General features: G+C 42.7%; 17 protein-coding genes and 2 pseudogenes. 16 read left to right on the top strand and 3 right to left on the bottom strand.

From position 1 onward, the window contains the following. Window positions 1–95: 95 nt before the first annotated feature. Complete coding sequence (locus tag BJP37_RS16365) at window positions 96–692, bottom strand: ATP-dependent Clp protease proteolytic subunit (RefSeq protein ID WP_075900331.1); 597 nt, start codon at window positions 690–692, stop codon at window positions 96–98. A 92-nt stretch (window positions 693–784) separates the two neighbouring features. Then, window positions 785–1,441 carry an ATP-dependent Clp protease proteolytic subunit gene (locus BJP37_RS16360; protein ID WP_075900329.1) on the bottom strand — a complete coding sequence of 219 codons (657 nt, stop codon included), beginning with the start codon at window positions 1,439–1,441 and terminating at the stop codon, window positions 785–787. A 227-nt stretch (window positions 1,442–1,668) separates the two neighbouring features. Here BJP37_RS16360 and BJP37_RS16355 point away from each other — a divergent pair, with 227 nt between their 5' ends. From BJP37_RS16355 to BJP37_RS16300, 12 genes are all read left to right on the top strand, one after another. Further along, window positions 1,669–2,910, top strand: a complete 1,242-nt coding sequence (locus BJP37_RS16355) for a vWA domain-containing protein (protein WP_075906155.1) — start codon at window positions 1,669–1,671, stop codon at window positions 2,908–2,910. Between the two features lie 492 nt (window positions 2,911–3,402). Continuing rightward, window positions 3,403–3,609 (top strand): photosystem II assembly protein Psb34, encoded by a 207-nt coding sequence (gene psb34 / locus BJP37_RS16350; protein ID WP_075900327.1) that lies wholly within the window; start codon window positions 3,403–3,405, stop codon window positions 3,607–3,609. A gap of 100 nt (window positions 3,610–3,709) precedes the next feature. Further along, complete coding sequence (psb34, locus tag BJP37_RS16345; protein ID WP_143727996.1) at window positions 3,710–3,880, top strand: photosystem II assembly protein Psb34; 171 nt, start codon at window positions 3,710–3,712, stop codon at window positions 3,878–3,880. 52 nt (window positions 3,881–3,932) lie between these two features. Continuing rightward, window positions 3,933–4,163, top strand: a complete 231-nt coding sequence (locus BJP37_RS16340; protein WP_198954070.1) for a photosystem II protein, Psb35-related — start codon at window positions 3,933–3,935, stop codon at window positions 4,161–4,163. A 124-nt stretch (window positions 4,164–4,287) separates the two neighbouring features. After that, window positions 4,288–4,458: a photosystem II assembly protein Psb34 gene (gene psb34 / locus BJP37_RS16335; protein ID WP_143727996.1), complete on the top strand. Its 171-nt coding sequence runs from the start codon at window positions 4,288–4,290 to the stop codon at window positions 4,456–4,458. A 52-nt stretch (window positions 4,459–4,510) separates the two neighbouring features. Continuing rightward, window positions 4,511–4,741 (top strand): photosystem II protein, Psb35-related, encoded by a 231-nt coding sequence (locus tag BJP37_RS16330; protein WP_198954069.1) that lies wholly within the window; start codon window positions 4,511–4,513, stop codon window positions 4,739–4,741. A gap of 77 nt (window positions 4,742–4,818) precedes the next feature. After that, the gene (locus tag BJP37_RS16325; protein WP_198954068.1) at window positions 4,819–5,049 is read left to right on the top strand and encodes a photosystem II protein, Psb35-related; all 231 of its coding nucleotides are present in this window, start codon (window positions 4,819–4,821) and stop codon (window positions 5,047–5,049) included. Window positions 5,050–5,060: 11 nt separating this feature from the next. Next, complete coding sequence (locus tag BJP37_RS16320; RefSeq protein WP_070393413.1) at window positions 5,061–5,252, top strand: DUF2949 domain-containing protein; 192 nt, start codon at window positions 5,061–5,063, stop codon at window positions 5,250–5,252. Between the two features lie 433 nt (window positions 5,253–5,685). Then, window positions 5,686–7,566, top strand: a complete 1,881-nt coding sequence (gene ftsH4, locus BJP37_RS16315; protein ID WP_075906153.1) for an ATP-dependent zinc metalloprotease FtsH4 — start codon at window positions 5,686–5,688, stop codon at window positions 7,564–7,566. A gap of 109 nt (window positions 7,567–7,675) precedes the next feature. Continuing rightward, on the top strand, window positions 7,676–9,163 hold the full coding sequence (locus BJP37_RS16310; RefSeq protein ID WP_075900315.1) for a type I restriction-modification system subunit M: 1,488 nt from the start codon (window positions 7,676–7,678) through the stop codon (window positions 9,161–9,163). 59 nt (window positions 9,164–9,222) lie between these two features. Then, window positions 9,223–9,570 carry a papain fold toxin domain-containing protein gene (locus BJP37_RS16305; RefSeq protein ID WP_075900313.1) on the top strand — a complete coding sequence of 116 codons (348 nt, stop codon included), beginning with the start codon at window positions 9,223–9,225 and terminating at the stop codon, window positions 9,568–9,570. Window positions 9,571–9,597: 27 nt separating this feature from the next. Further along, window positions 9,598–9,948 (top strand): hypothetical protein, encoded by a 351-nt coding sequence (locus BJP37_RS16300; protein ID WP_075900311.1) that lies wholly within the window; start codon window positions 9,598–9,600, stop codon window positions 9,946–9,948. Here BJP37_RS16300 and BJP37_RS41130 read toward each other — a convergent pair whose 3' ends face one another. Continuing rightward, on the bottom strand, window positions 9,949–10,116 hold the full coding sequence (locus BJP37_RS41130) for a hypothetical protein (RefSeq protein ID WP_198954067.1): 168 nt from the start codon (window positions 10,114–10,116) through the stop codon (window positions 9,949–9,951). A gap of 362 nt (window positions 10,117–10,478) precedes the next feature. Here BJP37_RS41130 and BJP37_RS45045 point away from each other — a divergent pair. The 4 genes and pseudogenes from BJP37_RS45045 to BJP37_RS16280 form a co-directional block, all read left to right on the top strand. Continuing rightward, window positions 10,479–10,691, top strand: a pseudogene (locus BJP37_RS45045) (type II toxin-antitoxin system HicB family antitoxin). 57 nt (window positions 10,692–10,748) lie between these two features. Next, window positions 10,749–11,951, top strand: coding sequence for a restriction endonuclease subunit S (locus BJP37_RS16290; RefSeq protein WP_075900309.1), 1,203 nt, complete (start codon window positions 10,749–10,751; stop codon window positions 11,949–11,951). A gap of 2 nt (window positions 11,952–11,953) precedes the next feature. Continuing rightward, entirely contained in the window at window positions 11,954–12,139 is a 186-nt protein-coding gene (locus tag BJP37_RS16285) for a hypothetical protein (RefSeq protein ID WP_075900307.1), read from the top strand. 44 nt (window positions 12,140–12,183) lie between these two features. After that, window positions 12,184–12,555 (top strand): annotated as a pseudogene (locus BJP37_RS16280) (DUF4145 domain-containing protein); the annotation flags it as partial. Window positions 12,556–12,668: the final 113 nt, after the last annotated feature.

Below are 12,668 nucleotides of genomic sequence, written 5' to 3'. Positions count from 1 at the left end.
AAGAGGATGATCAATCAAAGGCTGCAATTGGTGCAATTACGGTTAATAACCGCCTTGGCAGTGTAAGTTCTGATCAAATTGACCAGACCAAAACTCTAGAGAGCTCTCTGGTCAATGACTTGGTCAATCAAGCCATACTCCTTGGCTTCATCGGCTGACATGAAAAAGTCCCGATCCATGTCTTTTTCAATTTTCTCTAGGGCTTGACCAGTATTTTGGGCGTAGATTTCATTGAGTTGATGGCGGATCCGCAAAATTTCTCTAGCTTCAATCTCAATATCCGTAGCTTGTCCACGGGTTCCCCCAGAGGGTTGGTGAATCATAATCCTGGAGTGAGGCAAAGCTATCCGTTTTCCTTTCTTACCTGCAGCTAGCAGGAAAGACCCCATGGAGGCAGCTAGACCAACACAAACGGTTACTACATCGGATTTGATATGCTGCATGGTGTCATAAATAGCCATGCCTGCGGTGACTGAACCACCAGGAGAGTTTATGTAGAGGATAATATCTTTGCTATTATCTTCAGAGTCGAGATATAGCATCACCGCAATGATCTGGTTGGTGATTTCGTCATCAACCTCTTTGCCTAGAAAAATAATCCGTTCCCGGTAGAGACGGTTGTAGATGTCAATCCATTCAGTATACTGACTTCCTGGCATCTGGTAGGGAACTTTGGGCACACCAATTGGCATAATTTGCTCCGAGTTATTAATAGATTATGGGAAGCTGATAGCTAATAGCTGATACGCGACACGCTGATAGCTGATAGCTGAATGCTTACAACTTAAGTAATACCAGCAGGAATTGGAGTATCAAGCTCTTGAGGTTCTAACACCCTGTCGATCAGACCATACTCTTGGGCTTGGTGAGGTGTCATGTAAAGGAACCGATCCATATCCTTGGCAATTTTTTCTTGGGCTTGACCGGTATTGCGAGACAAGATATCCAGCATCGTCTTCTTATTGGTCAGAACTTCTTGAGCACGAATTTGGATATCCGTGGCTTGACCCTGGGCATAACTCCTGGGCTGATGTAGGACAATAGTGGCATTGGGTAAACTTGCCCGACAGCCTTTAGTTCCTGCGGAGAGTAGCATCGCTGCCATCCCGAGGGCTGAACCAATACAAATGGTGTGGATAGGGGGCTTGATGTAATTGATGGTGTCACAGATGGCAAACGCTTCGGTTTCAAAACCCACAGGTTGGCCATCGTAACGGGATGTGCCGGTGGAATTGATGTAAATTTTAATGGGCTTGTCTGGGTCGTCGTACTGTAAATACAGCAGTTCGGCAATAATTAATTCAGTTACCGCACTCACCAAGGGCATACCCAAATATACAATCCGCTCACTTAACAACAGCGAGGGTAAGTCTGGTGGCGGTGTGCGGTAGGCAGGTCTACCATAGTAGGTAGATTGAACAGCCTGGATGGGTCGTTTCATGATATTTGGGGCTGCAATAATGGCACTATCTTTAACCAGTGTAGCTTGCCATACTTTCTTCGTGATTTTCTTCGTGTCGGTTAGCCCCCTAAAGGTTAAAACTGTAACATAGGGGAAAACTTCCTTATTTGGGGCTTATTGTAAGCAGCTCAATGGCTACAGCCATGCTGAGCGATAGCCTCTACACCCATTATCAATTACCCTTGCTGCCTGAGGAGCTATCTAAAATGAAAGTTGGTTTGCACCCAGCCCTTAACGATACTAATATTGATGCTAATCAACCGAGTAGTCAGCGTCAATTATCCGTGGCGATTTCTGCGATCGCTGCTTCCTCTAGTCGAAGTGTACCCTTGAATTTGTGTCTGGTACTCGACCACAGTGGCTCCATGCATGGGCAGCCCCTGGAAACTGTCAAGCAAGCAGCAGTGGGGTTAATTGAGCGCCTGCAACCGGATGACCGCCTCTCGATTGTGGCCTTTGACCACAGAGCCAAAGTGCTAGTTCGCAATCAACCGATGGGCAACCTAGACCAAATCAAACGAAAGATTAACCGACTTGCGGCTGATGGGGGTACCGCCATTGATGAAGGTCTAAAGCTAGGGGTTAAAGAATTAATTAAAGCTAAACAAGACACGGTATCTCAGGTGTTTCTGCTCACTGATGGGGAAAACGAACATGGAAATAATGAAAGCTGCATAAAATTAGCTGAACTGGCTGCTGAAAATAACTTGACTATCAACAGTCTGGGATTCGGTTCCAACTGGAACCAAGATATTTTGGAAAAAATTTCGGATATTGCTACTGGTAGCTTGTCTTACATTGAAGAACCAGAGCAAGCCCTGAGTGAGTTTGCACGTTTGTTCAACCGCATGCAGTCTGTGGGCTTAACTAATGCTTATCTGTTGTTGGATTTAATGCCAAAAGTGCGGTTAGCAGAACTCAAACCCATCGCCCAAGTAGAACCAGATGCGATTGAACTGCCAGCACAATCACAAGGCGATCGCTTCATGGTACGTTTGGGAGACTTGATGACTGATTCAAAACGGGTGATTCTCGCTAACTTGTATGTTGGTAAAATGCCAGAGGGTCGTCAAACCATTGCCCATGTACAAGTCAAATATGATGACCCATCCAGTGGTGCCCAAGAGTTACTCTCGGAAATCGTGCCAGTTCAGGCGAATTTCCAGGAGGCTTATCAACCAGTTCCCAATCCTGAGGTACAGAAGCATATTCTAGCTTTAGCTAAATACCGTCAGACTCAAATTGCGGAAACAAAATTACAGCAGGGCGATCGCGCTGGGGCTGCCACCATGTTACAAACTGCGGCAAAAACCGCTATCCAGATGGGGGATAAAGGAGCTGCAACGGTACTGCAAACCAATGCTACGATTTTGCAAACTGGGGAAGAGCTCTCAGAAGCTGATCGTAAGAAAACCAGAATTGTGTCTAAGACTCTGTTACAAGAGTGATCAATTGCAGGAGTAATCAAAAGGGTAGGGCATGATGGTTGCCCCCCTTTGCCAAAATATTTGCTTATACCAACAGGAATTACCCAGTCAGTCCTGTCCAAATATCTTGCTACACATCGGATCAGCCTATAAACTCCTCATCTAAAGGCTGACTAGGATCGGGCTGGGGGGATGCCATCTATGCCTAAAGATATAGGCCGAAAGTAATAACTTAAACAATCACACTTAAACCCTTAGACGTAAACACTTAGATTTAAACACTTATAAATAAGGATTATCAGCCATTATTTGGTTTTATAGGCGTAATTAGGATTAATTACGCCTATTTACTGCTGTTTACTATTCACACCTTAGGCTTTTTACCTTTTTGTCGGGTTTTTACACCTGAACCTGTACGGTCAACCCTACAGCCAGTCCCTGTCAAGCTATTGCAACAAAAATTTACAAAGTGTTATATTTATTTACAGAAAGACGAAAGGAGAAAAAAAGCAAATGACTTTCAGCACTAACACCATGACCAAGTCCACTATGTACACCACCGTTGATGAAACTGGAGTGCTCAATAACTACGCTCCTGAAACCGAGATTTACTACGCAGATTTCCCTTCACCAGAACAGCAACGTAATTATATTTCCCAAGGTGCTATAGCTAGCTTCTTAGTCAGCTTGTTAATTTTGACCGCCTTCGGTATCAGCTAAGACCATTCCTTACTTGTTAGACCCAAAGCTTGTAAAACACAAAGACGAAAGGAGAAAAAACCAAATGACTTTCAGCACTAACACCATTACCAAGTCCACTATGTACACCACCGTTGATGAAACTGGAGTGCTCAACAACTACGCCCCTGAAACCGAGATTTACTACGCAGATTTCCCTTCAGTAGAACAGCAGCGTAATTATATTTCCCAAGGTGCTATTGCTAGCTTCTTAGTCAGCTTGTTAATTTTGACCGCCTTCGGTATCAGCTAAACCATTCGTTACTTATTTGACCACTACCTCGTAAAACACAAAGGAGAAAATGATGACTATTGTAATTGCACTGTTAATTGTGGGTTGGACTGCTGCAGCTCTAATTGGTACTCAAGCTTACTTCCGTGGTGAGCAAACCAAACCCATCCATGAGCGCAACTGGCGTAGTGAGTCTTTCAACAAACTGGCCAAATCCGTGACTGGTCAAGAAACTGACTATAGCGATCGCACTCCGGCCTATGCCATGGATGCTTTTGCTAGCAACTCTCTGCCCAATTCCTAATAACAAAGCATTTGACACTTTAATCAAGCAATGCTTTAAGGGTTTGACCCAAACCTCGTAAAACATAGACGAAAGGAGAAAAAACCAAATGACTTTCAGCACTGACACCATTACCAAGTCCACTATGTACACCACCGTTGATGAAACCGGAGTGCTCAACAACTACGCTCCTGAAACCGAGATTTACTACGCAGATTTCCCTTCAGTAGAACAGCAGCGTAATTATATTTCCCAAGGTGCTATTGCTAGCTTCTTAGTCAGCTTGTTAATTTTGACCGCCTTCGGTATCAGCTAAACCATTCGTTACTTATTTGACCACTACCTCGTAAAACACAAAGGAGAAAATGATGACTATTGTAATTTCACTGTTAATTGTTGGTTGGACTGCTGCGGCGCTAATTGGTACTCAAGCTTACTTCCGTGGTGAGCAAACCAAGCCCATCCATGAGCGCAACTGGCGTAGTAAGTCTTTCAACAAACTGGCTAAATCCGTCACTGGTCAAGAAACTGACTATAGCGATCGCACTCCGGCCTATGCCATGGATGCTTTTGCTAGCAACTCTCTGCCCAATTCCTAATCTTGAAGCATTTGACAGATTAAGCAATGCTTTAACGGTTTGACCCAAAGCTTGTAAAAAACACAAAGGAGAAAATGATGACTATTGTAATTGCACTGTTAATTGTTGGTTGGACTGCTGGGGCGCTAATTGGTACTCAAGCTTACTTCCGTGGTGAGCAAACCAAGCCCATCCATGAGCGCAACTGGCGTAGTAAGTCTTTCAACAAACTGGCTAAATCCGTCACTGGTCAAGAAACTGACTATAGCGATCGCACTCCGGCCTATGCCATGGATGCTTTTGCTAGCAACTCTCTGCCCAATTCCTAAACCAGAGGTCGATGCAGTCTTCAGTGCTCACTAAATTGATTCGCTGGTTACAGGAAGAGTTACAGATTCCTGGGGCTTCCATTGCCCTGGCCCTACGCCAGGGCGAACCAAGCCCAAACTTTTTACCCATGATTCTTTGGCAATACGGACTAATTACATTAGATCAATTAGATCAAATCTTTGATTGGTTGGAAGCCGTCTAAGTCTATTTCTGAATAGAAAGCTTTGCCTAGAGTTGACCATATGATCACTCTATGATCAACTCATCTAAATTTTAGAAGCCTTACTAACAAAAGATTGCATAACTAGTAAGCATAAATACTTATCTAATCCATCTAAATTTTAGAAGCCTTACTAAGAAAAGATTTCACAACTAGTAAGCAAAAATACTTATCGTAGGTATTTCAAAATAAGATGGGAATACCGCTGAGCAAGTAAGTCACGGATTTTAGAGTTAATACCAATTCTCAGGGCTGACACCGCTACACGTCAATTTCATATCCCCATCACCCCATCTGAATCTGTAGTCCTGCTTTGAACAATTTGTATAACTTTTAACCCTACCCTGGTAGGCTAAGAATGAGGGCTTTCACCCTCTATAAGAAAAAGATTTTAAACAAAGACTACGTTGCATCTATGAGTATTAAAGACAAACCTCAACCCCCTCGATCTCGCCTAATTGGCAATATTCTCTTGTTTTTAGGGGGTTTATTTCTCGTAGCTAACTTATTCTTGCCTGGGTTTTTTGGACCGAAAATCCCTCGGGTACCCTACAGCTTGTTTATTGACCAAGTCCAAGATGGAAAGGTAGCGCGGGTTTATGTTGGGCAAGACCAAATCCAATATCAGCTCAAAGCTGATACTGAACAGCAAGGACAAATTCTGATCACGACCCCAATCTATGACCTAGAGTTACCCCAACGGTTAGAAGATAAAGGAGTAGAATTTGCTGCTGCTCCTCCCCCTAAACGAAGCTGGTTTACCATCGTGCTCAGCTGGGTGATACCTCCACTAATTTTTGTTGGCATTTTGCAGTTTTTTGCAGGGCGTTTTGGTGGTGGTGGACCCCAAGGTGCTTTGTCTATTAGCAAGAGTAAAGCTAAGGTTTATGTGCAAGATGATACCACTAAAGTTACCTTTAATGATGTGGCTGGGGTAGAAGAAGCCAAGACTGAATTACAGGAAATTGTGGATTTTCTTAAAACGCCCCAACGGTTTACTAACATAGGAGCACGAATTCCAAAAGGAGTGCTATTAGTTGGACCTCCTGGAACGGGTAAAACCCTAATGGCTAAAGCAGTAGCTGGGGAAGCTGGTGTACCATTCTTTAGTATTTCTGGATCTGAGTTTGTAGAACTGTTTGTTGGTGCTGGTGCTGCCAGAGTCCGGGATTTATTTGAACAGGCCAAAAAGAAAGCTCCCTGTATTATTTTCATTGATGAGTTGGATGCTATTGGTAAATCCCGTGCTAGTGGTTCTGGTTTTGTTGGTGGGAACGATGAGCGGGAACAAACCCTCAACCAGTTGCTAACGGAAATGGATGGGTTTGCTGCTGGTGATGCTACGGTAATTGTGCTAGCAGCCACTAACCGCCCTGAAACCCTAGATCCAGCTCTGTTACGACCAGGACGATTCGATCGACAAGTGTTAGTAGACCGTCCCGATTTATCCGGTCGCTTGAAAATTCTAGAAATCTATGCTAAGAAAGTGAAGCTGGGGGAGGATGTGGATCTAAAAGCGATCGCAACTCGTACTCCTGGTTTTGCTGGTGCTGACCTTGCTAATCTGGTTAATGAAGCAGCGCTGTTAGCTGCCCGCAACCGCAAAGAAAAAGTAACCCAGGCAGACTTTGCGGAAGCGATTGAGCGAGTAGTGGCTGGTCTAGAGAAGAAAAGCCGGGTACTCAATGACAAAGAGAAAACCATCGTTGCTTACCATGAAGTCGGTCATGCTCTAGTTGGTGCTTTGATGCCTGGTGGAAGTAAAGTCGCTAAAATCTCGATTGTGCCACGGGGGATGGCAGCACTAGGCTACACCTTGCAAATGCCTACAGAAGACCGCTTCTTAATGGACGAGAAAGAACTCCAAGGTCAGATTGCTACCTTACTTGGTGGACGGGCAGCAGAAGAGATTGTGTTTAATAGCATTACCACTGGCGCTTCCAATGACCTCCAACGAGCTACGGATTTAGCGGAGCAGATGGTAACCACCTATGGCATGAGTAAAGTTCTCGGACCGTTAGCTTACCAGAAAGGTCAGCAGTCAAGCTTTCTCGGAGATGGGATGATGAATCCCCGCCGCAATGTCAGCGATGAAACTGCTAAGGCGATTGATGATGAAGTCAAAGAGATTGTCGAAACAGGTCATCAACAAGCATTAGCGATTCTGAACGAGAATCGGGAGTTGCTCGAAACCATTGCTAAAGAAATATTGGACACGGAAGTAATTGAGGGTGACAAATTGCAAGAGCTTTTGAGTAAAGTTAAGTCTGCCGAGCAGGAGCCTGCTGTCGTTTAATCGCAATTTTCAATTGCAAGGATTACAAGGGTTGGGTGCGGAGTTTCCCCGTGCCCAACCCTTGTTTATTCAAGTAATATGGGATATTAGGCAAAATTAAAAGGATAATATGACGATCACAGGTGAGATGAAATCCAAGGTTGATAAGCTTTGGACAACTTTCTGGAATAATGGCATTAGCAACCCTCTTTCTGTGATCGAACAGATTTCCTATTTACTGTTTATCAAACGTCTGGATGACCTGGAACTGCTGAAGGAAAAGAAAGCAAGGCGTTTGGGAAAGCCAGTCAACGATCCAATTTTCCCAGAGGACAAACAGCAATCGCGTTGGTCCCAATTTAAGAACAAGAGCGATGCAGAGGAAATGTTGGCCATTGTTCGGGATGAAGCATTTCCCTTTATCAAGACTCTGGGGACTACTGGGGGCGGGAATGCTTACACTCGCCACATGAAGGATGCCGTGTTTTTAATTGCTAGTCCGGCATTATTGGCTAATGTAGTGACTCAGATCGATAGTATTCCGATGGAGGATCGGGACACCAAGGGCGACCTCTATGAGTATATGCTGTCTAAGCTGACTACAGCAGGAACTAACGGACAGTTTCGCACTCCCCGCCACATTATTAAGATGATGGTGGAACTGATGAACCCAGGAGTCAGGGATGTGATCTGTGACCCTGCTTGTGGTACTGGGGGGTTTTTGGTTGCTGCTGCTGAGTACTTACAAGAGTTGGAAGATTCTGATGGTAACAAGGTTCTTAATGCCCCAGGAAACAGAGAACACTTTAATAAGGAGATGTTCCACGGGTTTGATTTTGATGGCACAATGCTGCGCATCGGTAGCATGAACCTGATGTTACACGGTATTGAAGACCCGTCTATTGAGGCGCGGGATTCTCTATCAGAGGATTATGCTGATCGTAAAGAAGCGTTTACCTTAATTCTAGCTAATCCACCGTTTAAGGGTTCGGTAGAGAAGTCTACTATTGCTAAAGATTTAACTAAAGTTATTTCTACTACTAAGACAGAGTTACTGTTTTTACCTTTGTTTTTGCGGCTGTTGAAAATTGGGGGACAAGCTGCTGTAATTGTACCTGATGGGGTATTGTTTGGTTCATCTAAGGCTCATAAGAAGATTCGCAGTATTTTAATAGAGAATCACAAGCTAGAAGGGGTGATATCTATGCCTTCTGGAGTGTTCAAACCCTATGCAGGTGTTTCAACAGCGGTGATTATTTTTACTAAGGTTGGAGTAGAGGCGGATGGCACGGATTTTGTTTGGTTCTATGACATGAAGGCTGATGGGTTGTCATTAGATGATAAACGTCAGCCCGTGGAAGATAATGATATCCCGGATCTGTTGGAGAAGTGGAAGCAGCGGGACAGCAGTCAAGAGTCGGATCGCAAGGCTAAGGCATTCTTTGTACCCAAGGATGAGATTAAAGCAAATGGGTATGATTTATCTATCAATCGCTACAAGGAAATTGAGTATGAAGAGGTGGAGTATGAACCACCCAAGGTTATTTTAGAAAAATTGCGGACGCTTGAGGATGAAATTCGGGCAGATCTTGATGAACTGGAGGGGATGTTGGGATAAGTTGCAACACAGTTGAATTCTTTTATCATTGAAACCAAAATGTAATTAATATCTGAGGAATGAAAACAAAAGAGGAAATTTGGCAAGGTGTTAGTCAAATTGTAGCGGGTTATCCTCTGCTAGAGTGCGATCGTTGTGCTATGTCGGTGATGGAGTGGTTAAGACAGAATGGAGTAGAAGGCAAAATTATCAGGTTAAGAACAAAAAGACGAAATGAAGTCTTTATCATCAGCGATCGCTATGGAACAGGGGAGTCAATTACAGAAAATGGAATTCATTATGGTGTAGAGGTTTTCGGAAAAGTGTTTGATAATTTATCTAGGGAGGGTTTATCGAGAGAAGCTTGGTTGAATGACTTTCATTGTCCTAGTGGCAAGTTTATTGTGGACGAATTAACATCGTTATAACTTAAATAGGTGAATAGTAGTGTTGTTATGAATGGATTATTTGATGTTCTAGAAAAAATCGAAAAATGCCCTGGTATGTATATTGGTCGTCCTTCGGTAACCGATTTATTTATGTTTTTAGTTGGCTATGAATTTGCTCGCAGTGAGATGGATATTGAGTTGACTGAAGCAGAAGCAAAATTTTATGAGGACTTTCAACCTTGGCTACAGGAAAAACTGGGGGTTAAGTCGGTTACCTCATGGGCTAAGTTAATTATGCTTTCTTGTCATGATGAAAAAGTAGGTTTTGAATATTTTTTTCGGTTGTTGGCTGAATTTAAACAAAACCATGGCTTGTTAGCTACAGAATCAAGTTCTGAATTTGTTCGTCAATCATGATTATTGCTGAAGGTCAAAAAAAATTAGAAACTTGGCACCAGGCATCAGCAGTTTCAGTACCTGCATATAGCCCTTCGCATCAGTAGGGTTCTCGAACCGAGCGAAAAGCACTGGTGGCATCGGTCGTAACAACCTAACAACCACCCATGGGTATAGGCGATGGGACATAATATTAAGTTATCTCCTGTAAAGGGGACCCAGAGCCAGCCTGTGGCCTTGGAAAACTCTAAGGCTGGCTCTTCCCGTGGATTTTATTGTCCACGATTTCAGTTTAGCATAAAAATTTGCATATTATAGCATATTTTTTAAATTTTGTAACAAATTTTTTTTGAGGGAGCAGGGAGTGTGGTTAATATGGTGAGTGTCCCCCTTTTGTTAAAAACCAACGGGGGATCGTTATCACTTAAATAGGTGAAGAGTATAGCGGTTTTTAGCATAATCAGGCACACACAAATTTTGCCCTATTCCCTGCTCCCTAAAACCGATAACTTTGTCCCTCAACCAATTGAAAACTGCTATAGGATATTGCGATGTTAGTTAACTACAAATTAATTATCTATTGGAGTGAATCAGACCAAGCTTTTATTGTAGAAGTGCCATAATTACCTGGATGTATGGCAGATGGTCAAACTTATGTAGAAGCAGTGACTAATGCTGAGGTGGTAATTCAAGAATGGATCGAAACGGCTCAGGAGTTGGGGCGTGATATTCCTACTCCTAAAGGGAGGTTACTTTATGCTTAGTAGATTGCTTTTATATGAGATTCGGATGGATATTGATGGGCTGGAGGGGATGTTGGAATGAAATATTTATTTCCGTCTTCATGGTCAATATGCCCTTTTCACAAAGTAGCTAATGTTGTTACAGGTACAACTCCCTCTACTCAACATCCTGAATATTACGGAGGTTCTATACCTTTCGTTGGTCCAACAGAACTTGGCAAAACTGAACCGATTAACCGAAGCGCTAAGTGGCTTTCCTCTCTTGGAGCAAGTAAAGCTAGAATATTACCTGCCGAGTCAACATTAATATGCTGTATCGGCGCAACTATCGGAAAAGTAGGATTTTCTGGTACAGAATTAGCAACCAATCAGCAAATAAATGCTTTAGTTCCTGATAAAAATATTCTCTATCCTCGATATGTTTTTTATTACTGTCGAACATTAGAAAAGTTAATTCGGCATATGGGGGCTTCTACGACTTTACCCCTATTACCTAAAGGTCAATTCAAAAATATTGAAATACCTTTTCCTCCCCTAGAAGAACAAAAGCGCATAGCTGCCATACTGGATAAAGCTGATTCAATCCGACGGAAGCGAAAAGAAGCGATCGCACTAACAGAAGAACTCTTGCGCTCGACTTTCCTCGATATGTTCGGCGATCCTGTAACTAATCCGAAGGGGTGGGAAATAGTTAAATTAGGGTCGCAGATTGAAGAACTTAAGTATGGAACAAATTCAAAGTGTAGCAATATACAAAGAAAAGAAGATATTCCAGTTCTGAGAATTCCAAATATTGTTGGAGATAAACTATCCTGGGATGAACTAAAATATACAAAACTTGAATCAAAAGAAATATCAAAGCTGATTCTTAAAAAAGATGATTTATTATTTGTAAGGTCTAACGGTAATCCTGAATATATCGGTAGATGTGCTTTAGTTGAAGCAAATGGTAAACAAGCAGTCTATGCTTCTTATTTAATAAGAGCGCGAATCAAACCAGATGCTCAATTATATCCTGGCTTTATACGTGACATAATTTCATTTCCTAGCTTCCGTTATCGTCTAGTAATAGAAGCTCGGACTACAGCAGGTAATTATAACATTAACATCCAAGGATTAAGCCGTCTTAAGCTGATTTGTCCGCCGATGGATAAACAGAAAAGATACTTAACTCTTAAGAAAACGATTAGTGATCACATAATAAAAGAACAAAACCATCTTGAAAATTCAGACAACCTTTTCAAATCACTGCTCCAAAAAGCCTTCCGAGGTGAACTGTAACTATGAATAAACTCAATTTTTCTGATATTAACCAAATCAGTCAACTATTTAAACAAGCAGTAGACAAAGCCATCGAAAACCACCGTCAAAAAGGTGAATCTATTGCTATCAGTGACGAACAAGGGAACGTAAAAGTTATTCCTGCCAGCGAAATACCCAAATTACAACAAAAACAAGATATTGTTTGATTCGATTTCGGGAACTCTAGTAATAAAACAACAAGAACAAAACAATGACATCTAACTTTGACTTTCTCAGCAACCAATTCCCCCAACTCCACAACTACGCCAAACAGGCCGAAAGTCTAACTTACTCAGCCCCCCGCGCCAGTTGCTTCTATGCCCGTTTCACCCTAGAACAAGCAGTGATTTGGCTCTACGATAACGATGCTTATCTCAAACCGCCCTATGAGAATAAGCTGGGCGCACTTATCCACGAGCAAACCTTTAAAGACAATCTCAAACCCGGACTATTTCCCAAAGTTCGCCTGATTCACAAATTAGGTAACTTAGCCGCCCATAGTTCTAGTAAAATAACCAAAAAGGATTCTCTTCGGGTTGTTGAAGACCTGTTTCACTTCCTTTACTGGCTATGTCGCTACTACTCTGGATCCCCCCTAGCCCCCCTTAATAAGGGGGGAACTGGATCCCCCCCTTGTCAAGCTATCCATTAGGCAAAAGTAGTCGAAACGGTGATAGAGACTAGGATGTAGAAGCA

Source organism: Moorena bouillonii PNG, assembly GCF_001942495.1.
Taxonomy (GTDB): domain Bacteria; phylum Cyanobacteriota; class Cyanobacteriia; order Cyanobacteriales; family Coleofasciculaceae; genus Moorena; species Moorena bouillonii.
This window is presented reverse-complemented; position numbering and strand designations above follow the sequence as displayed.